The 20,007-nt window shown below is 60.5% G+C and carries 19 protein-coding genes; 13 read left to right on the forward strand and 6 right to left on the reverse strand.

Features of this window, described 5'->3' with window-relative positions:
• Positions 1–52: 52 nt before the first annotated feature.
• Positions 53–808 (forward strand): SIMPL domain-containing protein, encoded by a 756-nt coding sequence (locus B7Y89_RS13335; RefSeq protein ID WP_292938994.1) that lies wholly within the window; start codon positions 53–55, stop codon positions 806–808.
• Between the two features lie 64 nt (positions 809–872).
• Positions 873–1,529, forward strand: coding sequence for a phosphoribosylanthranilate isomerase (locus B7Y89_RS13340; protein ID WP_292938995.1), 657 nt, complete (start codon positions 873–875; stop codon positions 1,527–1,529).
• A 285-nt stretch (positions 1,530–1,814) separates the two neighbouring features.
• On the opposite strand, the gene B7Y89_RS13345 is transcribed toward B7Y89_RS13340, so the two are convergent.
• Entirely contained in the window at positions 1,815–2,372 is a 558-nt protein-coding gene (locus tag B7Y89_RS13345; protein WP_292938996.1) for a porin family protein, read from the reverse strand.
• Between the two features lie 377 nt (positions 2,373–2,749).
• Here B7Y89_RS13345 and trpB point away from each other — a divergent pair, with 377 nt between their 5' ends.
• From trpB to B7Y89_RS13370, 5 genes are read left to right on the forward strand one after another with little or no spacing between them, the layout of a single operon-like run.
• Positions 2,750–3,976, forward strand: a complete 1,227-nt coding sequence (gene trpB / locus B7Y89_RS13350; RefSeq protein ID WP_292938997.1) for a tryptophan synthase subunit beta — start codon at positions 2,750–2,752, stop codon at positions 3,974–3,976.
• A gap of 42 nt (positions 3,977–4,018) precedes the next feature.
• On the forward strand, positions 4,019–4,432 hold the full coding sequence (locus tag B7Y89_RS13355; protein ID WP_292938998.1) for a DUF559 domain-containing protein: 414 nt from the start codon (positions 4,019–4,021) through the stop codon (positions 4,430–4,432).
• A complete protein-coding gene (gene trpA, locus B7Y89_RS13360; RefSeq protein WP_292938999.1) occupies positions 4,429–5,229 on the forward strand; it encodes a tryptophan synthase subunit alpha in 801 nt (266 codons plus the stop codon). Before B7Y89_RS13355 ends, trpA begins: the two co-directional genes overlap by 4 nt.
• Positions 5,226–6,074, forward strand: a complete 849-nt coding sequence (gene accD, locus B7Y89_RS13365) for an acetyl-CoA carboxylase, carboxyltransferase subunit beta (protein WP_292939000.1) — start codon at positions 5,226–5,228, stop codon at positions 6,072–6,074. Before trpA ends, accD begins: the two co-directional genes overlap by 4 nt.
• Positions 6,075–6,122: 48 nt before the next feature.
• A complete protein-coding gene (locus B7Y89_RS13370; protein WP_292939001.1) occupies positions 6,123–7,430 on the forward strand; it encodes a folylpolyglutamate synthase/dihydrofolate synthase family protein in 1,308 nt (435 codons plus the stop codon).
• Between the two features lie 79 nt (positions 7,431–7,509).
• On the opposite strand, the gene B7Y89_RS13375 is transcribed toward B7Y89_RS13370, so the two are convergent.
• Positions 7,510–8,817: an MFS transporter gene (locus B7Y89_RS13375; RefSeq protein WP_292939002.1), complete on the reverse strand. Its 1,308-nt coding sequence runs from the start codon at positions 8,815–8,817 to the stop codon at positions 7,510–7,512.
• Between the two features lie 127 nt (positions 8,818–8,944).
• Between B7Y89_RS13375 and B7Y89_RS13380 the strand changes: the two genes are divergently transcribed.
• From B7Y89_RS13380 to B7Y89_RS13390, 3 genes are read left to right on the forward strand one after another with little or no spacing between them, the layout of a single operon-like run.
• On the forward strand, positions 8,945–9,841 hold the full coding sequence (locus tag B7Y89_RS13380; RefSeq protein WP_292939003.1) for an RNA pseudouridine synthase: 897 nt from the start codon (positions 8,945–8,947) through the stop codon (positions 9,839–9,841).
• Complete coding sequence (rsmD, locus tag B7Y89_RS13385; protein ID WP_292939004.1) at positions 9,838–10,383, forward strand: 16S rRNA (guanine(966)-N(2))-methyltransferase RsmD; 546 nt, start codon at positions 9,838–9,840, stop codon at positions 10,381–10,383. The genes B7Y89_RS13380 and rsmD overlap by 4 nt, the downstream gene beginning before the upstream one ends.
• Positions 10,384–10,387: 4 nt before the next feature.
• Positions 10,388–10,666 carry a hypothetical protein gene (locus B7Y89_RS13390; RefSeq protein ID WP_292939005.1) on the forward strand — a complete coding sequence of 93 codons (279 nt, stop codon included), beginning with the start codon at positions 10,388–10,390 and terminating at the stop codon, positions 10,664–10,666.
• Here the strand turns inward: B7Y89_RS13390 and B7Y89_RS13395 are convergent.
• Positions 10,663–11,922, reverse strand: coding sequence for an MFS transporter (locus tag B7Y89_RS13395; RefSeq protein WP_292939006.1), 1,260 nt, complete (start codon positions 11,920–11,922; stop codon positions 10,663–10,665). The two genes, B7Y89_RS13390 and B7Y89_RS13395, sit on opposite strands and share 4 nt — an antisense overlap.
• Positions 11,923–12,064: 142 nt before the next feature.
• Entirely contained in the window at positions 12,065–12,643 is a 579-nt protein-coding gene (locus B7Y89_RS13400) for a hypothetical protein (RefSeq protein ID WP_292939007.1), read from the reverse strand.
• Between the two features lie 183 nt (positions 12,644–12,826).
• On the opposite strand from B7Y89_RS13400, the gene B7Y89_RS13405 reads away from it, so the two are divergent.
• Positions 12,827–15,121: a UvrD-helicase domain-containing protein gene (locus tag B7Y89_RS13405; protein ID WP_292939008.1), complete on the forward strand. Its 2,295-nt coding sequence runs from the start codon at positions 12,827–12,829 to the stop codon at positions 15,119–15,121.
• Between the two features lie 36 nt (positions 15,122–15,157).
• Here the strand turns inward: B7Y89_RS13405 and B7Y89_RS13410 are convergent, their stop codons facing one another.
• Together B7Y89_RS13410 and B7Y89_RS13415 are read right to left on the reverse strand one after the other, a co-directional pair.
• Positions 15,158–16,609 (reverse strand): DEAD/DEAH box helicase, encoded by a 1,452-nt coding sequence (locus tag B7Y89_RS13410; protein WP_292939009.1) that lies wholly within the window; start codon positions 16,607–16,609, stop codon positions 15,158–15,160.
• A gap of 154 nt (positions 16,610–16,763) precedes the next feature.
• Positions 16,764–17,357 carry a hypothetical protein gene (locus B7Y89_RS13415; RefSeq protein WP_292939010.1) on the reverse strand — a complete coding sequence of 198 codons (594 nt, stop codon included), beginning with the start codon at positions 17,355–17,357 and terminating at the stop codon, positions 16,764–16,766.
• 166 nt (positions 17,358–17,523) lie between these two features.
• On the opposite strand from B7Y89_RS13415, the gene B7Y89_RS13420 reads away from it, so the two are divergent.
• Together B7Y89_RS13420 and B7Y89_RS13425 are read left to right on the forward strand one after the other, a co-directional pair.
• Positions 17,524–18,942, forward strand: a complete 1,419-nt coding sequence (locus B7Y89_RS13420; protein WP_292939011.1) for an FAD-binding oxidoreductase — start codon at positions 17,524–17,526, stop codon at positions 18,940–18,942.
• A 98-nt stretch (positions 18,943–19,040) separates the two neighbouring features.
• Entirely contained in the window at positions 19,041–19,823 is a 783-nt protein-coding gene (locus B7Y89_RS13425) for a SapC family protein (protein ID WP_292939012.1), read from the forward strand.
• Positions 19,824–20,007: the final 184 nt, after the last annotated feature.

Raw genomic sequence — 20,007 nt, forward strand, 5'->3', positions numbered from 1 at the left:
CCTCGGCCCGTCCACATCTGGCGGCCAAGACACTTACGGGAGAATCCCAGTTATGAAGCGCACGTTCCTGATCGCCGCCGCGATTGCCGCCCTTTCGCCACTGACTGCCGCCCTTGCACAAGGCGCTTCTGCAAATCCGGTCGTCGCTTCGGGCAATGCGGTGTTGAACATTGCCGCGGAAGGCAAATCCACGCGCACGCCCGATCTGGCGGTGTTCAGCGCTGGCGTTACCACGCAAGCCACCACTGCTGGCGCTGCGCTTAGCGAAAATGCCAACCGCATGACGGCGGTCATCGCATCGCTGCGCAAGGCCGGTATTGCCGAGCGTGATATCCAGACCAGCAATTTGTCGGTGAACCCGGTCTATGGCCAGCCAAAGCGCCTGCCCGATGGTTCGTTTGAGCAGCAAGAGCAGGTTATTGTCGGCTATCAGGCGACCAATCAGGTTTCGGTGCGCCAGCGCAAGCTGGACAGCTATGGCAAGGTCATCGACACGCTGGTTGCCAATGGCGCCAATCAGGTCAATGGCCCGTCATTCCAGATCGACAATGCTGATGCCGCGATGGATGAAGCACGGATCGAGGCGATGAAAAAGGCCCGCGCCCGTGCCGATCTTTATGCCAAGGCCGCAGGCCTGCGCGTGGTGCGCGTCCTGTCGATCAGCGAGAATGCTGGCTGGTCACCCCCGCAGCCGCAAGTGATGTTTGCCCGCGCCGACATGGCCAGCGCGCCAAAGTCATCGCCGGTCGCCGCGGGCGAACTGGAAATGACGGTAACGATCAACGTCAGCTATGAACTGGCGCAGTGACCTTGCGGGACGTTTGACACCGGCAATTTGACAGGGGCGGCGCGTTCACCGTAACGCGCCGCCTATGCCGTCCAAACCAACCGCCCCCGCCATCAAGATTTGTGGCATCGCCACGCCGCAAGCTTTGGACGCTGCAATCAAAGCGCGCGCCGACTACATCGGCCTTGTTTTCTTTGCGAAAAGTCCGCGCAATGTATCGCTGCGAGATGCGGCCTTGCTGGGTGAGCGCGCGTCGGGCCGGACCAAAGTCGTCGGCCTGTTTGTCGATGCGCTTGATGCGACCATTGCCGAAGCGGTTGTCGCTGCCCGCCTCGACGTTATCCAGGTGCATGGCACGGAAACGCCACAACGCGTTGCGCAATTGCGCGCGCAGTACGGGTTGCCGGTGTGGAAAGCGCTGTCGGTTGCCAGCCGCGACGATGTGGTGAATGCCGCTGCTTTTGCAGGAGCGGCGGACATGATCCTGTTCGACGCCAAGGCCCCTAAAGGCGCGGACCTTCCCGGCGGTTTAGGGCTGGTATTCGATTGGGACTTGCTAAGCGCCTATCGCGGTGAAGCGCCGTGGGGCCTCGCCGGTGGCTTGTCGCCCGATAATGTCGCCGATGCCGTACGCCGCACCGGCACGGCTCTGGTCGATGTGTCATCAGGCGTTGAAAGCGCGCCGGGCGTGAAAGATGCAGACCGTATCCGCACGTTCTGCTTCAACGCCCGCAACGCTTGATTTGAGGCACAAATACTAGGGTCAGGACCTATTAATCCCGCCTTCGAGGTTTGAGGCAAAATGGCTTGGTGCAAGGCGGATAGGCGCAGGAATAGTGGTTCTATTTCAAGACTATCCAACGCAGCAGCAGGCCATTTTGGTCAAATCCCTGCGGGACGCCGGAATGTTCGCCATTCCGGCGCCTCGAAGGCGGGATTAATAGGTCCTGACCCTAACGGACGGCCCCATGAGTGAGGCCGTCCGAAGTATCGTTTGATCGCAGCGAGGCTAGCGCTGCGAAAGGCTTCAGAAGCCGTAAACGAGCGACACAGCTGCCTGGTTGTTGTTCACAGCAGCCGTACCGTTTTCACCGTAGTAGTGCGTGTGGTTGTATTCTACGCGCACGCCCAGCTTCTCGTTCAGATCAGCCTGAAGGCCAAGACCAAGACGGAGACCATCAGCCGAATCCGAAAATTCAACGCCGTTGGTCAGTTCGGTCGCGCGGCCACGCTGATAGCCGACACGGCCATAAAGCGCGGTGCTGTCGCTTGGGCGGAAGCCGAGCAATGCCGATGCGCCAAACGCATGGTCGGCTTCTGCAGCATCGACATTGTCACCAACCTTCGCAGTTGCCAGATCAAAGTTGGCTTCGAAACCAGCGTAGGTCGAGGTTGACAGCGGGAAGTTGTAACCAGCAAAGACCGTACCGCCGACGCCGTTGAAGCCGAAGCCTTCAAGATCGTCCGACGATGCGAAGTTATCGTGGGTTACGCCAACGCCGATGTATGAGCCGGCATCGCCAGCGGCAAAAGCGGGGGTAGCTGCAACCAGCGAAGCAGCAAGAGAGATAAGAACCAGACGCATATTATTGTACTCCTGACATTTTTGGCCCCTTCTTTGTGAAGTGGGCGAGGCGGCAGGTAGTGGTGCGTCAGATTTATGACAATGAGGGAAATCGCATTGTTTTCAAATGGATTACGATTTGTGGCTTTGATGCAACATTAGTATTGCTAACAATTTTTAGAGTGTTCGAAACTACTTTGCCATTACTTACAATAATGAAGGCGGCCCCTTGCGGAACCGCCCTCACGACGTAGCATCCGGCCATTTAGGCAGCGTCAGATTGCGGGTGCATGAACGGCGCGCAATGATTGAATCCGCCCTGCCTGAAAGGGCGCAATCAGGGCAAGAGTTGTGCGAGAATCTGGACAATCGCCCTGCCCTCTGCCAAGCGCCGAAACATGAGCGTAGAAACGATAAGCCAGACCCCCAACAGCTTCCGCAACCAACCGGACGAGCGCGGCCATTTTGGCCAGTTCGGCGGGCGCTATGTTGCCGAAACGCTGATGCCGTTGATCCTAGAGCTTGAGCGCGAATATATCGCAGCCAAGGCCGACCCTGCCTTCAAGGCAGAGTTCGACGATCTGCTGGAGCATTATGTCGGGCGGCCCAGCCCGCTTTATTTTGCACCGCGCCTGACCGAGGAATTGGGCGGTGCACAAGTTTGGTTCAAGCGTGACGAGCTGAACCATACCGGCGCGCACAAGATCAACAATTGCATCGGGCAGATCCTGCTGGCGATGCGCATGGGCAAGACGCGGATCATCGCCGAAACCGGCGCTGGCCAGCACGGTGTTGCCACGGCCACGGTTTGCGCGCGCTTTGGCCTGCCCTGCGTGATTTTCATGGGCGCGACAGACGTTGCGCGCCAAGCCCCCAACGTGTTCCGCATGAAGCTGCTGGGTGCAGAAGTTGTGCCGGTGACGGCAGGCGCAGGCACGCTGAAAGATGCGATGAACGAAGCGCTGCGCGACTGGGTGGCGAACGTGCACAACACGTTCTACATCATCGGCACGGCAGCAGGGCCGCATCCCTATCCCGAAATGGTCCGCGATTTTCAAAGCGTGATCGGCAAGGAAGCACGCGCGCAGATGCTGGAGCGCACCGGCCGCCTGCCTGATGTGCTGGTGGCAGCCATCGGTGGCGGATCAAACGCGATCGGCCTGTTCCACCCGTTCCTTGATGATGCATCAGTCAAGATGCTGGGCGTGGAAGCGGCAGGGCATGGCCTTGACAAGGAACACGCCGCATCGCTGGCGGGCGGACGCCCCGGCATCCTGCACGGCAACAAGACCTATCTGTTGCAGGACGAGGACGGCCAGATCATCGAAGGCCACTCGATCAGCGCAGGGCTGGATTATCCCGGCATCGGGCCCGAGCATTCATGGCTCAAGGAAATCGGCCGCGTCGATTATACCTCGGTGACCGACAAAGAGGCACTGGATGCGTTCCAGTTGCTCTGCCGCACCGAAGGCATCATCCCCGCATTGGAGCCAGCCCACGCGATTGCTGCGGTCCAGAAGCTCGCGCCGACGATGGGCAAGGACCAGATTATCCTCGCCAACCTTTGCGGGCGTGGTGACAAGGACATCTTCTCCGTAGCGGAACATCTGGGGGTTTCGCTATAAATAGCCCTCACCCCTTTAGGGGAGAGGGTTGGGAGAGGGGAATTGCGCGACCCGCGACTTACGGAATTCGCCCGCGAAAACCGCAAGGCGATGACGGAACCGGAAACGCGAATGGGGCTTGCGTTGCGCGCCAACCGGTTCGAAGGGGTGAAGTTCCGCAGGCAGAAGGTTATCGGCAAGTTTATCGCCGATTTCGCTGCTAACGAACCACGGATCGTGGTGGAAATCGATGGGCACACCCATGACGTCGATGACCTTCACGATGCCGACCGGACACGATATCTGAACGAGCGTGGCTACCATGTGGTCCGCTTCACGAACGGCGATGTTATGACTAATCTAGAGGGCGTGTTGACGATGCTTTCCATTGCTCTGGCAGAGGCGCGACAGGCCCCTATGCCTGTGTTTCACCCCCCTCTCCCAACCCTCTCCCCTGAAGGGGAGAGGGCTAAGTGAGCCGCCTCGCCGCAGCTTTCGCCAAGGGCCGCCCTGCCCTCGTCACGTTCGTCACGGGTGGTGATCCCACGCCCGACGCCACCGCTGCCGTGCTTGATGCACTGGTGGAAGGCGGCGCGGATGTGATTGAACTGGGTATGCCGTTTACCGATCCGATGGCTGATGGTCCGGCGATCCAGCTTGCCAACTTGCGCAGCCTTGGCGCGGGCACGACGACGGCAGCCATCTTTCGCATCGCCACCGAATTTCGCGCACGGCATCCGCAAGTGCCGCTGGTGCTGATGGGATATGCCAACCCCATGACCATTCGCGGGGGTGACTGGTTTGCGGCGGAATGCGTGAAGGCGGGTGTTGATGGCGTGATCTGCGTGGACATTCCGCCAGAGGAAGACCCCGAGCTTGGCCCGGCATTGCGCGGCGCTGGTGTTTCGCTGATCCGGCTCGCCACGCCCACGACAGATGCCGCGCGGCTTCCTGCCGTGCTCGATGGTTCGTCGGGCTTCCTCTATTACGTGTCGGTTGCCGGCATCACCGGCATGCAGCAGGCGGCGCAGACCAGCATTGATGAAGCGGTTGCGCGGATCAAGGCTTCGGCGACTATTCCGGTTGCTGTCGGTTTTGGCGTACGCACGCCCGAACAGGCCGCAGCCATCGCCAAGGTGGCCGATGGTGTTGTGGTCGGGTCGGCACTGGTTGATCTGGTGGCAAAACATGGTGCAAATGCCGCAGGGCCGGTGAAAGAACTCACCGCCGCGCTAGCCGCTGCCGTCCATTCAGCACGCAAGGAAATCGCATGAGCTGGCTTAACAAAGTCCGCAACGCCCTCCCCTTCACGCCGAAGCGGGACACACCGGACAACCTTTGGATCAAGTGTCCCTCGTGCAGCGAAATGCTGTTCATCAAGGATTACGAGGACAACCTCTCGGTCTGTCCGCATTGTGACCACCATGGCCGGATCGGTGCTGATGCGCGGTTTGAACAGTTGCTGGACGCAGGCTTTGAATTGCTGCCCGCACCCAAGGTTAAAGAAGACCCGCTGAAATTCCGCGACAGCAAGAAGTATGTCGACCGGATCAAGGCTGCGCGTGCGGCCAATCCGCACCATGATGCTCTGACCAACGCGTTTGGCCGGATCGAAGGCCAGAAGGCCGTTGTCGGCGTTCAGGAATTTGCCTTCATGGGTGGATCGATGGGCATGGCGGTGGGCAATGCCTTTGTGGCCGGATGCGACCGCGCGGTGCGTGAAAAGTGCCCCTATGTTGCCGTTACCGCAGCAGGCGGCGCGCGCATGCAGGAAGGCATTCTCAGCCTGATGCAGATGCCGCGTTCAACCGTGGCGATTGCCCGCCTGCGCGCTGCTGGCCTGCCCTATATCGTGGTGCTGACCGATCCTACCACTGGGGGCGTTACCGCCAGTTATGCCATGCTGGGCGATGTGCAGATTGCTGAACCCGGCGCGTTGATCGGCTTTGCCGGACAGCGCGTGATCCAGGACACGATCCGCGAAAAGCTGCCCGAAGGGTTCCAGCGCGCCGAATATCTCTATGCCCACGGCATGGTCGATATGGTCACGCACCGCCGCGATCTGAAAGCCACGCTGGCGCAAGTGATCGATTATCTGACCGCTGCAAAGGCGGCGTAACAGATTAACCCTCTCCGCCAAGCGGGAGGGGTCGGGGGTGGGCCTTCCATGCGCGACTTCGCAATATCGGATAACGCTGCCGTTCAGGCCCAGCTTGACCGGTTGGGCGCATTGTCCCTGCCCTCGGGCCGCCTGGGCCTTGATACGGTGCGCGAACTTTGTGCGCGGCTTGGCAATCCGCAGGACCATATGCCGCCGGTTTTCCATGTGGCGGGCACCAACGGCAAGGGATCAACCTGCACCTACTTGCGCTATATCCTTGAGGCGCAAGGGCTGACGGTCCATTCCGCGACCAAGCCCCACCTTGTACGCTATAACGAACGCATCCGGATTGCTGGCGCGTTGATTGGGGATGATCTGCTGGCGGCCTTGCTGAAAGAAGCGCTGGATGCGGGCGCTGATCTTGAACCAAGCTTTTTTGAAGTGACGACGGTTGCCACGTTCATGGCGTTCAGCCGCATTCCGGCAGATGTCTGCGTGATCGAGACCGGCCTTGGCGGCAGGCTGGATGCGACCAATGTGATGCCGACAGCGGCCGTTTGCGGCATATCCACGCTGGGTATAGATCACGAAGCCTTCCTGCTGGCACCCGAAGACGGTGTGCCCGAAGATCCGCTCGCGCGCATCGCGTTCGAGAAGGCCAGCATTGCAAAGCCCGGTGTGCCGCTGGTGACGATGGCCTATCCTGAACGGGCAGCGGAGTCGGTCAGTGCGACAGCCGCGCAGATCGGTGCGCCGGTGGTGATGCGCGGGCGCGGATGGGATGCGGCGATTGGCGATGCAATTGCCTATCGTGATGAACAGGGCGCGCTGACGCTGCCCCTGCCCGCCTTGCCCGGCCAGCATCAGGCCGAGAATGCGGCGCTGGCCGTGGCGATGATCCGGCATCAGCGGGCCGTGCCAGTTTCGCCTGAGGCTATGGCGAAGGGCATTGTCGCGGCGCGCTGGCCTGCGCGGTTGCAACGGCTTGGGGCGGGTCCTGTCACCGCATTGGCGCAAGGGCGGACGGTGTGGCTGGATGGCGGACACAACCCCGATGCAGGCCTTGCCATCGCGCGCCATCTGGAAAGCCAGCCGCCGGTGCATCTGGTGATGGGCATGCTGGCCAACAAAGACCCTTCGGCGATCCTGAAGCCCTTGGCCGATCGTGCGTTGTCGATCTCGGTCGTGCCAGCGCCGGGACATGATGCACATAGGCCCGAGGATTTTGCGCCGTTTACCGGGCTTCCGGTGAGCAGTTTTTCCAATGTGCCTGATGCACTGGCCGCGCTCCCGGCAGGCGGCAACGTGCTGATTGTCGGCTCGCTTTACCTGGCCGGAGAGGTGCTGCGGCTGAACGATGAGATCCCGACCTGATCCCGTTCGTGTCGAGCGAAGTCGAGACACTGTGCACGGTGTCTCGACTTCGCTCGACACGAACGGGTTTGGGGCAGAGCTATTCCTCGCCCGCCGTGCCCATTGCCGCATCGACCAGGCCGCTGCGGCTCATCCACCAGAACAGCGCGATGCCGGGCAGCGCGAGCAGCGTGGTGAGCACGTAGAAGTTCACATAGCCCAGTGATTCAATCAGGCCGCCTGCCGTCGTGCCGGTGGCGAAACGCCCGACTACGCTGGCGCTGGCAGAAATCATCGCATATTGCGCGGCGGTGTAGCGCAAATCGCACAGCGCCGAGAAATAGGCGACCACCACTACGCCGCCATAGCCCGAAGCGATGTTCTCGAACCCGATCGCGCCAGCCATGCCGATGTTCGAATGTCCAGCCGCAGCCAGTGCGGCGAACGACAGGTTGGATACTGCCATCAGCACCAGCGCCAGCAAGACCGAGCGCTTCAGGCCCATTTTGGCATAGGCCACACCGCCGATGAACACGCCGATCAGATAGGCCCAGAAGCCCACGCCGACGTCCCAGATGGCGATTTCGTCATTGCTGAAGCCGAGGTCATCAAACAGCAGGCGGAAGGTGAGGTTGGCCAGCGTATCGCCCACTTTGTGGACGAGGATGAACAGCAGGACGAGCCATGCACCGTTGCGGCGGAAAAACTCGCCAAACGGGCCGATGATTGCGCCGAAAACTTCGCCCACGCCTTTGCGCGCAATAGGATCACGGTGGCGTTTGGGTTCACCCAGAATGAGCGCCATCGCCATCGCTGGAAGTGCGAAGGCCGCACAGGCCAGATAGGCCGCGCTCCAGCCATACCGCGCCGACATGACCAGCGCCAAAGCCCCTGCCCCCGCCGAACCGATGCGCCAGCCGTACTGGCTCATGCCTGAACCTGTGCCGAGTTGGTACGGTTTCAGCGTTTCGATGCGATAGGCATCGATCACGATATCGAAAGTCGCACCTGCAACGCCGACAAGGACGGCAGCCAATACGGTACTGCTCAAATCTGCCGATGGATCAACAAACGCCAGATTGGCCACGGCGGCCATGACCAACACGCCGGACAGCAACATCCACGAAACGCGCTGCCCCATGCCGCCGATCAACGGCAGGCGGACCCCATCAACCAGCCAGGCCCAGAACACTTTCAGATTGTAGACCAGAAACGCCAGCGTGAAGGCCGTGACGGTCTTCTTGTCGATCCCGTCCTGCGCCAATCGCGTGGTCAGCGTTGCGCCGATCATCGCGTAGGGAAAGCCTGACGACATGCCGAGAAAGAATGCAGCGACCGATTCCTTTTCAAGATATGGCTGCACTGATTGCCACAGGCCGCGTTGTCGGGTCGGGTTTCCTGCGTTCATCGACGCGCATGCTCCTAAGAATTGCTGGCCGATAGACTAACGCCCAAATCGCGCTGCGCCAGAGGTGATGACTTAGACTTGTTGACCTAGGGGTGACGGATTGCGCAATCTCGCGTAAGGGGCGCACATGACTTTTCCCCCGAGAAACGGCGGCGACCGCCCCAAGCGGTTCAGCCCCCGTACCACAACGCCTGAAAAAAAGCCGTTCTCCATGCGCAGCGGTGCGCCGCGCACTTCGCAGCCGGTGGTGGCTGCCAAGCGCGCGCTGGCCGAAGATGGCAGCGAGCGCGAGGGCGACCGCATCGCCAAGCTGCTTGCCCGCGCCGGTATTGCCAGCCGCCGCGAGGTGGAGCGGATGATCGAGGATGGCCGCGTCAAGATTGGCGATGACGTGGTGACAACGCCCGCCACGTTGCTGACCAGCCTGCGCGGGGTATCGGTGGACGGCAAGATGGTGGGGCCGATTGCCGCACCGCGCCTGTTCCGTTTCCACAAGCCGGCGGGCCTGATCACGGCAGAGCGCGATCCCACCGGACGCCCGACGATTTACACCGCGCTGCGCAACGCCATGCCGGAAAATGCGCCGCGCGTGATGCCGGTGGGCCGTCTGGACGTGAATACCGAAGGGCTGTTGTTGATGACCAACGATGGCGAATTGAAGCGCGCGATGGAACTGCCCTCGACCGGCATCCCGCGCACGTATCGCGCCCGCACATTTGGCGACATTTCGCAGACCAAGCTGGAAGAGCTGATCGAGGGCATCGAAATCGAAGGCGTCCGCTATGGGCCGATCAACGCCAATCTGGAACGCAGTGCGGGCCGCAACAAGTGGATCGAAATGACCCTGACCGAGGGCAAGAACCGCGAAATCCGCCGCGTGCTGGAGCATCTTGGCCTTGAAGTGTCGCGGCTGTTGCGCACGGCTTATGGTCCATTTGAATTGGGCGACCTGCAACGCGGCAGCGCGGTGGAAGTGCCGCAAGTCATGGTTGAAGCCTTCCGGAAGACGTTGAAGACCAAATGAGAATTATCGCAGGTGAATGGCGCGGACGTCCGGTCCGCGCGCCCGAAGGCGACACCACCCGCCCCACCGCTGATCGCACACGCGAAACGCTGTTCTCGATGCTGGCCAGCCGCCTTGGCAGCTTTGAAGGGCTGGCCGTGGCCGATCTGTTCGCAGGATCGGGCGCGCTCGGTCTTGAAGCGCTGTCACGCGGGGCGGCCACGGCGATGTTCGTGGAACAGGATGCCGCCGCCGTGCGCGCCATCCGCGCCAACATCGCTGCGCTGCGCTGCGCTCCGCAATGCGATGTGCGCGCATCTTCGGTTCTATCGCTCGGCCCCACCAAGCAGCCGCTTGATCTGGTCATGCTCGATCCGCCCTATGGCACCGGCGCTGGCGCAGTGGCGATTGAAAAGCTGGCGCGGCTTGGCTGGATTGGCGAAGGCACCTGGATCAGCCTTGAGACCGGCCTGAAAGAAGTGCCCGACGTGCGCATTTGCGAGGTTGATGCTGACCGCAAGGTGGGCAAGGCGCTGATCACGCTGATGCGGATGAAGGGGTAATCAATTGGCTTGGCTAAAGCGATTTTATCGTTTTTTGGCGAAGCCATCACTCAACGGCAGAAACTATCAGATTTGCTGCACGCTTTTTAGCAACGATGGAAAGCGTGCAGCCGAAATTCGTGAATTTGACACTGGCGGCACCTACATCCTTGAAAGCGAATGGACGGAAGGTGGCGTGTTCAAGGCAAGATTTTCAGGCCGCCTCGTTGGTCCGTTTCCCAATCCGGTTGATGCAGAGCACTTCATTATCGGTACGGATTGGTTCAATGGCACCGCAGCCTAATCCCGCAACTTCGGCGCGAGATTCACCCCCGCCACCGTCATTGCGCCAGCCAGCGTCAGAAATAGCCCGACATAGGCGGTTCCGCCAGCCGTAGCTGCCCAAGCTGCGGCAAATGGCGCCAAGGCGCCACCAATGATGCCACCAATATTGAACGCCAGCGAAATGCCCGTGTAGCGCACGGACACCGGAAACAGCGTCGGCAGCCACGCGCCGAGCGGTCCGTAGGCAAGGCCCATCACGAACAGCGATCCCGCCAGCGTGGCAAACACAATAGGCAGCGACCCTGAACCAAGGCCTGTGCCAAAGAACAGTCCGAGCACCGCTGTCAGCGCCGCACCTGTGCCCAACACGCGCTGAACCGACGACTTATCCGCCCAATATCCGGCAACCAGAATGCCAAGCGCGAAGAAGGTGTTTGCGCCCAACTGAATGCCAAGAAATTCCTGCTTGGCATAACCAAGTTTGGTTGTGGCAAACGACAACGCAAATGTCGTAGCAAGATAGAACACCGCAAAACACGCAACCACGCCCGCAATCCCGGCCAGAACGGCGGGCGTGTGATCGCGCAAAAGGCGCGTGATCGGCACGTTCGGCGGTGGCGCTTTTTCCAGTTCAGCCTTGAAGGATGGCGTTTCGCCAATTTTCAGCCGCACCCACAGGCCGACACCGACCAGCACCGCGCTGGCCAGAAACGGCACGCGCCAGCCCCAGCTTGCAAAATCCTCGTCCGAAAGACCAAGGCCCAGCAGCAGGAACAGGCCATTGGCGAAAAAGAAGCCAACCGGTGCGCCCAGTTGCGGGGCGCTGCCAAAGCGCGCTTCCCAGCCCTTTGGCGCATTTTCCACTGCCAGCAGTGCCGCACCGCCCCATTCCCCGCCAAGGCCGAAGCCCTGCCCGAAGCGCAAGGTGCACAGCAGCGCAGGCGCGATCCATCCGGCCATCGCATAAGTTGGCAGGAACGCGATCAGCAGGGTGGAGGTGCCCATCAGCATCAGCGAGGCCACCAGCGTGGATTTGCGCCCGATGCGGTCCCCGAAGTGGCCGAAGACGATGGCGCCAACCGGCCTTGCAAAGAAGGCCAGGCCAAAGGTCATGAACGCCAGCAAAGTCTGCGCGGTTGCCGACGTCGTGGGAAAGAACAGCGGCCCGATAACCAACGCCGCAGCCGTTGCGTAGATGTAGAAGTCATAGAACTCGACAGCCGTCCCGACGAGACTAGCGGTAAGCACGCGGCCATGCTGGCGAATCGGATTCATTGACGCGTTTACCCCCACACTGTCGTGGGCGGCTTCTTTCAGCCTATGCGCGCGATGGTCAAGCAAACCGCGCACGAAGCGGGTGTGCAAAGGACGCCGGTTGCCCGACGCCCTTGCGGTTTTAGCTTTTTATTGCAGAAATTTACACACCGCCACGGTTGCGACAGCTATCCGTTACGGTCTTGCTGCACACAGGGTACGTCTTGTTCATGGCCGTTGCTGGCGGCGTTGCCATTGCGCCGCTTGAAGCAGCCGCGCCGTCCATGCTGGATGACGCCGGGTTTGATGACATTGGCGGCGTTGCGGCCGGATTGGCTGGCATCGGCGCTGCCGACGCCATGCTCTGGCCGGTGACTTGCCCCACGATTGTTGGCCAAATCTTGGCCCGCTCGTCAGGTGTCATGGCAAAGACTTGCGACTTTTGCTCATCCGTCAGCGCCCACCAGCCCTTCTGCTGGTCTGCGTCCAGCGTCCAGAAGTATTCCTTGTAATCAGCGGGCCACGCTTGATACTTTGCCTTCTGTTCGGCAGGCCACGTGTCCATCTGGCTCATTTCTGACGGACCCGGCGTGTAGGCCGTTGCGCCAGCCGTGGTTGGCGCGCTTGTCGCATCCTGATTGCCGGTGGGTGATGTTGCATCAGGCATTGTTTGGGCGATCAGCGCAGCCGGTGAAGCGGTCAACGTCAGGGCAAGTGCACTCATCGCAAGAAAACGGCGCATCGGAAATCTCCTTAAATCACATATCCAGTTGCACTCCCAAGCCTGTTGCTGCCCCGGCGGTTCCCGGCTCTGCGATGGACAGACACTGCGGGTGCGACGAACCGATACCGACAGGGATTGGCGGGAAGACGATTGCCGCGCATGCATTTGGTCCCTATCTGTTCACATATGTCTTCCCATATCATGACGAATCCCAACTCCGGTCAAACGCCCGATCAAACGTGGCTTGATGGCCTCAACCTGCCCCAGCGTGAGGCTGTGACCACGACCGAGGGGCCGGTGCTGATGCTGGCGGGCGCAGGCACGGGCAAGACGGCTGCGCTTACCGCGCGCCTTGCAAACCTGTTGCGCCAGCGGCTTGCATGGCCGAGCGAGATTTTGTGCGTGACCTTCACCAACAAGGCCGCGCGCGAAATGCGTGAGCGGGTGGGCGCGCTGATCGGACCTGCGGTGGAAGGCATGCCGTGGCTCGGCACGTTCCATTCGATCGCGGCCAAGATGCTGCGCCGCCATGCCGAACTGGTGGGCCTGCAAAGCAACTTCACGATCATCGATACCGATGACCAGTTGCGCCTGCTCAAGCAGTTGATTCAGGCCGAAGGCGTTGACGACAAACGCTGGCCGGCCAAGCAATTGGCGGGCCTGATCGACAAGTGGAAGAACCGTGGGTTCAATCCGGCCGACATCGATGCGCTGGAGAACGAGGCTTATGCCAATGGCAAGGGCCAGCGGTTTTATGCACTGTACCAGAACCGGTTGAAGGATTTGAACGCCTGCGATTTTGGCGACCTGACGCTGCACATGCTCAACATTTTCCGGCGTGAGCGCGATGTTCTGGAATCTTGGCAGCAGCGCTTCAAATACGTGATGGTGGACGAATATCAGGACACCAACGCGGTGCAATATCTGTGGCTGCGCTTGCTGGCGCAGAACCGCAAGAACATCTGCGTGGTGGGCGATGATGACCAGTCGATCTATTCATGGCGCGGCGCAGAAGTGGCTAATATCCTGCGGTTTGAAAAGGATTTTCCGGGCGCGAAGGTGATCAAGCTTGAGCAGAATTACCGTTCCACCCCGCACATTCTGGGAGCGGCATCGGGGCTGATTGCCGAAAATTCCGAACGCCTTGGCAAGACGCTGTGGACCGAGATTGACGGTGGCGACAAAGTGCGCGCCATCGGCGTGTGGGACGGGCCGGAAGAAGCACGCCGGGTGGGCGAGGAGATCGAGCGGCTGGAGCGCGAAGGTGCGCCGCTGGACCGCGTCGCCATCCTTGTGCGCGCGCAGTTCCAGACGCGCGAATTTGAAGACCGGTTTATCCAGATCGGGCTTGGCTATCGGATTGTCGGGGGTTTCCGCTTTTACGAACGCGCCGAAATCCGTGATGCGCTGGCCTATTTGCGGATCGTTGCCAGCCCGCAGGACGATCTGGCGTTCGAGCGGATTTACAATACGCCCAAGCGCGGGCTTGGCGACAAGACGCTGGAAAAGCTGCACCGCCATGCGCGGGCGCGATCCGTGCCGCTGTTTGCGGCGGCGGTTGAGATCCTTGATACAGACGAGCTGCCAGCGCGGGCGCGGGGCACTTTGGCGGGGCTGATGCGCAACTTTGCCAACTGGCGCGAATCTGCAAAATCGCTGGTGCCTGCCGAACTGGTGCGCACGATCCTTGACGAGAGCGGCTATACCGAAGCGTTGCAGGCGGAAAAAACCGCCGAGGCGACGGGGCGTCTTGAGAACCTGTCAGAACTTGCCCGGGCAATGGAAGAGTATGAAACGCTGGGTGACTTCCTTGAGCATGTCAGCCTGGTGATGGACAACGAGGCGGCGTCGGATACGGAAAAGGTCACGATCATGACCATCCATGCGGCCAAGGGGCTTGAATTCGAAAACCTGTTCTTGCCCGGATGGGAAGAAGGCGTGTTTCCATCGCAGCGTTCGCTGGATGAGGGCGGGCTGGCATCGCTGGAGGAAGAGCGCCGCCTTGCCTATGTGGCGATCACGCGTGCGCGCAAACGCTGCACCATCCTGCATGCGGCCAACCGACGGATTTACGGGCAGTGGACCAGCTCGATCCCGTCGCGCTTCATCGCCGAATTGCCAGCCGAGCATGTCGATGAAGAAACCACGCTTTCAGGCGGGGCATCGATGTGGCGGGCCAACTGGAGCGAGCGTGATGATCCGTTCGCGCATTTGGCAAAGGCCCAGCCATCACGCGGAATGGCGCGGGGTCCTGGTTGGCAACGCGCCGCCGCCCAGCCATTTGACACCAACCCGCGCCGCATCCCCGAAGCGACCCGCAGCGCGGCCAGCTTTGCTGCCAAGCCACGCAATGATGTGGGCGTAGGTGTGCGCGTGTTCCACGAAAAGTTCGGCTATGGCACAGTCGCCGCGCAAGAAGGCAACAAGCTGGAGATCGATTTCGAAACTGGCGGACGCAAACGCGTAATCGACAGCTTTATCAAGCTGGCGAGCTAATCCTGTGACGAGGCCCCTTCCCTGCGTGGGAAGGGATTAGAGTGCAGAAACGCTGAGGAAGCCGGGAACGGGGCCGTTCCAATCGCCTGCCTGTACCGGTGCATCGGCGTTATCGCGACGCGGTGTGGGTTCCGAACGCAGCGCGCGGCTTGGTTCTGCTGGCCGTGGATCAGGTGCGGCCTTGCGAGGTTCGCGCGCAGGGCGCTTTTCGCGGGCAGGCCGTTCTTCGGCCACCGGTGCTTCAACCGCCTCGACTTCAACCGGCGCTGCCCGTTCGGGCCGCTTGGTCCGACCGCCACGAGCGCGCTTTGGCTCGGCGCTGTCTTCGCGTGGTTCGCGTTCGGCACGGGGTTTGGCTTCGGCCTTGTCGCCCAAGTCGAGTTTGAATTCGGGGATTTTTGTGCCTTGCAGCTTTTCGACGTTGTCGATGGCTTCAAGATCATCATCGGCCACCAGCGTGAACGCGCGGCCCGTTGCACCGCCGCGACCGGTGCGGCCGATGCGGTGAACGTAATCGTCCGGGTGCCAGGGCGTATCGAAGTTGAAGACGTGGCTGACGCCTTTGACGTCAAGCCCGCGCGCGGCAACGTCAGACGCGCAAAGGATGCTGATGCCGCCGTCCTTGAACTTTTGCAGTTCGGCGTTGCGGGCGTTCTGGTCCATGTCGCCGTGAATTTCGCCAGCGGCAAAGCCGTGGCTTTGCAAAGACTTGGCCAGTTCACGCACAGTGGTTTTGCGGTTGGCAAAGATGATTGCGGTGGTGACGTTATCGGTGCGCAGCAGGTGGCGCAGCACGTCACGCTTGTTGCGCGATGTGCAGCGGACCTTGTGCTGCACGATGCTGGTGTTCGTGCTGGCAGGCCGCGCCACTTCGATCATCTTGGGGTTCGACAGGAATTTGTCGGCCAGCTTTTTGATCGGGGGCGGCATGGTGGCCGAGAACAGCAGCGTCTGGCGCTGGGCCGGAAGCTTGGTGCAGATGGTTTCGATGTCAGGGATGAAGCCCATGTCGAGCATGCGGTCAGCTTCATCGATCACCAGCAGATCGCAACCAGTCAGCAGAATCTTGCCGCGTTCGAACAAGTCCATCAAGCGGCCGGGCGTTGCGATCAACACGTCAACGCCGTCTTGCAGCGCCTTGATCTGGTCACCCATCTGCACGCCGCCGATGAGCAGCGCCATCTTCAGATCGTGATTCTTGCCATATTTTTCAAAGTTTTCAGCAACCTGAGCAGCCAATTCGCGGGTCGGTTCAAGGATCAACGAACGCGGCATCAGCGCGCGGCGGCGACCATGGGCCAGAATGTCGATCATCGGCAGCACGAAGCCTGCCGTCTTGCCTGTGCCGGTTTGAGCGATACCGATGATGTCACGCATCATCAGGACCGAAGGGATCGCCTGCGCTTGAATCGGAGTGGGCTCATCATAGCCAGCCTCAAGGACTGACTTGAGCAATTCATCCGAGAGGCCGAGGTCGGCAAACTTCATGCAGGCAATGTTCCGAAATCAAGAGACGGCGCACATTTTGCGCGCCAGTTGGACTGCGGCCCGCGTGGGACGCGCCAACGATGTCCGCGGGCTATGCCGATTTGTGGCGAAAAGTCAATGATTCCCAACGGTCAGGAAAACACTGATTCGGGGCTCAATCGTCGTCATCAAGTACGAGTTCGCGCAGTTTGGTAACGGCGCAATTCGCCCCGGCGCGTGAATGGATGATATCACGCCCGGAGCATAGCTGTCCGTCGGCGTTCTGTTCAACATAGAAGCCCGAATAGAAATCACGGGCGCGGCAGGATTTATCAAGACTTGCGCCGATGAGCTTGCGGTTGCGCGTAATCAACAACAGCCTGCCAGCAGATTCAGGCTGAACCCCGGCGATGCTGGCGATGGGCAAGCATTTGGCGGTCTTCCGCTCGACAAAGCGGGGCTCCATTTGCGGGCGCGATGGCATGGCCATGAATTGCCCTGGCAGACGCGGCGCGATCCGGATGATCATGCGCTGTTCAATCCGCACCTGGTTCCATGTGTCGTCAACCAGACCATCAACAATAAAACCTGCGAAACTGCCCGGTTCTGTTGCGCTGTCCATCATGGGCGCGCCTGTTGGCATGGTTGCGGCTGACCACTGCGCTTCGATACCCGCTGCCGTCATGGGCCCATCGCTTGGCGACGCGTCCATCGTTGCCGCCGGAAGCAGCAGCGCCAAATGCGCGATAAGATGAGCAATCGTGGGCATTCGGAAAAGGATGACTCTTGTTCGTACCGTTTGGGATGGATAGCAGTTTTGCGCTGCTAGCCCCGTTCCTTTTCACCCCTAGACCGAAGGCTTGAACCTTGGCTTAACCTATCACTTCAGAAAAATGAATTGCCCTCATGGCAGGGTGCCAATAGCCGGACACTTTATGACCAGCACATTCCTTGATGAGGCAGCCTGCCTGTTGGGTCCGAAAGGCCTGACCACCGCACCAGACGACATCGCGCCATGGCTGACCGACTGGCGTGGACGTTATACCGGCAAGGCATTGGCGCTCGCCTCTCCGGCCAGCACGGATGAAGTTGCCGCACTTGTCGCGCTGTGCGCGCGCCATGGCGTCCCGATCGTTCCCCAAGGCGGGAATAGCGGGATGTCCGGTGGGGCAACACCGTTTGATGGTGGGGACGAATTGATCCTTTCCTTGCGCCGGATGAACCGGATCATCTCGCTGGACCCTGCCGCGCGCACGGCAACGGTGGAAGCGGGCGTCATTCTGCAAGTGCTGCACGAAGCTGCTGAACGCGATGGATTGCGCTTTCCGCTATCATTGGGCGGCAAAGGATCGGCGACCATTGGCGGGCTGATTTCAACCAATGCGGGCGGAACACAAGTTCTGCGGCATGGTTCGATGCGGGCACTGGTGCTGGGGCTTGAAGGCGTTCTGGCGGATGGTTCGGTGTTCAACCAGCTGGTCCCGCTCAAAAAAGACAATCGCGGCTTTGATTTGAAGCAAGTTCTGATTGGCTCGGAAGGCACATTGGGCATCGTGACGGCAGCGACGCTCAAGCTGGAGCCGGGGATTGCCGGGCGGACGGTGATGTGGGCAGGCACTGCTTCATTGCAGGATGCGCGGGGGCTGCTGCTATTGGCGCAAGAAATTGCTGGCGATCTGCTGGAAGGGTTCGAAGTGCTGCCACAACACAGCCTTGAAGCCGTGATGGCTTATCTGCCCGATGCGCGGGCGCCATTGTCCGAACCGCACAATTGGCATGCGTTGATAGAATTGGTTGCAGGCGACGCTGAAACGGCAACGAGGCTTGCGGAAATTGCCGTGCAACTTCTGGCCACCGCTTACGAGCGCGGGCTGATTGCCGATGCGACAATTGCTGCAAGCGAGGATCAGGCCGAACGGCTGTGGCTGATCCGCGAGACGATTTCTCCGGCGGAGCGCGCGCTTGGCCCCGCGATGCAGCACGACATTTCTGTGCCTGTCGAGCAGATGCCCGCCTTTGTCGAAGCCGCTGTGCCACAACTGGAAACGGACTGGCCAGGCACGCGCGCTGTTTGTTTCGGCCACCTTGGTGATGGCAATGTGCATTTCCACGTCATTGCGCCGCCGGGCAGCGACCGCGCTGCGTGGGAAGCAAGCGACGGCAAAGCGATCAGCCGCCAAGTGCATGATATGGTTACGCAATGGGGCGGTTCGATTTCAGCCGAGCACGGCATTGGCCGTTTGAAGCGCGATGAACTTGTGCGGCTTGCCGATCCGGTTGCTCTGGCGATGATGCGCGCCATCAAACACGCGCTTGACCCAAAAGGGCTGCTGAACCCGGGAAAGCTTGTTTGACGCGGCTTGCGTGGCTTCCTGACAGTCACTAAGAACCGCGACTTCCGCAAGTGCCGCGGCGTGCCGCGCGTTATCAATTGAATCTGGAGAGATACCCGATGGCCAGCGCGCCGCAAGCGAACCTGCCGATGTTCTACAACGACCTCATGCCGCTCAACAGCCGTGACCACGCCACGTGGAAGGCCAAGAATGCGGATGCTGCGCCGTGGCTGATCGGCCAGCATGCCATCCCATTGACGGCAGAGGAATTTCCGCAGGCTGCGCGTCATTACCCGATCATCTTCGCATCGGGCGACAACCCCGTTCCATTGGCGCTGATGGGCCTGAATGAAGGTGTGAACATCTTCGTGGACGAAGCTGGCAAAGTCACCCAGCCGATCTACATCCCGGCATATGTGCGCCGTTATCCGTTCCTTCTGGCCAAGCTGAACCCCAGCAGCGAAGAGCTTTCGCTGTGCTTTGACCCGTCATCAGGGTTGATCAGTGATTCGGTCGAAGAAGGTCAGGACCTGTTCGCAGATGGCCAGCCTTCGGAAGCCACAAAGGCCGCGCTCGGCTTTTGCGAGCAGTTCGAACAGGCCGGACAACGCACCCAGGCGTTCATTGACGAACTCAAGAAGCATGACCTGCTGATGGAAGGCGAAGTCGCCATTCAGCAGCAGGGCAACGACCAGCCCTTCATTTACCGCGGTTTCCAGATGGTCAATCAGGAAAAGCTGCGCGAAGTTCGTGGCGACGTGTTGCGTGGTTGGGCGCAAAGCGGGCTTCTGCCGCTGCTTTATGCGCACCTCTTCTCGCTCGAACTGATTAGCCAAGTATTTGCCGCGCAAGTGCAATTGGGCAAGGGACCGATCCCGGCAGTCGCCGCTCCGGCCCAGTGACTGAAACCTGAGTGACTTGAAACCGAAACATTTGGGACACAAGTCAACAAAAAAGGCGACGAACTCAACGGTTCGTCGCCTTTTTCTTTAGGGTGTGACAAATTTCCCTCGAATCTACTTGCGGCGGCAACGACGCTACCCTATTTAGACATTGTTGCGTTGCGGCTCCCCTCATGGCCCAGCG

This window comes from Novosphingobium sp. 32-60-15, from assembly GCF_002280675.1.
GTDB lineage: Bacteria > Pseudomonadota > Alphaproteobacteria > Sphingomonadales > Sphingomonadaceae > Novosphingobium.

Bases quoted from the DNA above. Each gene is read 5' to 3' on its own strand.
- B7Y89_RS13395 (WP_292939006.1), bottom strand. From the start codon at position 11,922: ATGAATCCGATTCGCCAGCATGGCCGCGTGCTTACCGCTAGTCTCGTC.
- B7Y89_RS13380 (WP_292939003.1), top strand. From the start codon at position 8,945: ATGACTTTTCCCCCGAGAAACGGCGGCGACCGCCCCAAGCGGTTCAGC.
- B7Y89_RS13415 (WP_292939010.1), bottom strand. From the start codon at position 17,357: ATGCCCACGATTGCTCATCTTATCGCGCATTTGGCGCTGCTGCTTCCG.
- B7Y89_RS13405 (WP_292939008.1), top strand. From the start codon at position 12,827: ATGACGAATCCCAACTCCGGTCAAACGCCCGATCAAACGTGGCTTGAT.
- B7Y89_RS13400 (WP_292939007.1), bottom strand. From the start codon at position 12,643: ATGCGCCGTTTTCTTGCGATGAGTGCACTTGCCCTGACGTTGACCGCT.
- accD (WP_292939000.1), top strand. From the start codon at position 5,226: ATGAGCTGGCTTAACAAAGTCCGCAACGCCCTCCCCTTCACGCCGAAG.
- rsmD (WP_292939004.1), top strand. From the start codon at position 9,838: ATGAGAATTATCGCAGGTGAATGGCGCGGACGTCCGGTCCGCGCGCCC.
- B7Y89_RS13370 (WP_292939001.1), top strand. From the start codon at position 6,123: ATGCGCGACTTCGCAATATCGGATAACGCTGCCGTTCAGGCCCAGCTT.
- B7Y89_RS13420 (WP_292939011.1), top strand. From the start codon at position 17,524: ATGACCAGCACATTCCTTGATGAGGCAGCCTGCCTGTTGGGTCCGAAA.
- B7Y89_RS13340 (WP_292938995.1), top strand. From the start codon at position 873: ATGCCGTCCAAACCAACCGCCCCCGCCATCAAGATTTGTGGCATCGCC.
- B7Y89_RS13375 (WP_292939002.1), bottom strand. From the start codon at position 8,817: ATGAACGCAGGAAACCCGACCCGACAACGCGGCCTGTGGCAATCAGTG.
- B7Y89_RS13425 (WP_292939012.1), top strand. From the start codon at position 19,041: ATGGCCAGCGCGCCGCAAGCGAACCTGCCGATGTTCTACAACGACCTC.
- B7Y89_RS13335 (WP_292938994.1), top strand. From the start codon at position 53: ATGAAGCGCACGTTCCTGATCGCCGCCGCGATTGCCGCCCTTTCGCCA.
- B7Y89_RS13345 (WP_292938996.1), bottom strand. From the start codon at position 2,372: ATGCGTCTGGTTCTTATCTCTCTTGCTGCTTCGCTGGTTGCAGCTACC.
- trpB (WP_292938997.1), top strand. From the start codon at position 2,750: ATGAGCGTAGAAACGATAAGCCAGACCCCCAACAGCTTCCGCAACCAA.
- B7Y89_RS13410 (WP_292939009.1), bottom strand. From the start codon at position 16,609: ATGAAGTTTGCCGACCTCGGCCTCTCGGATGAATTGCTCAAGTCAGTC.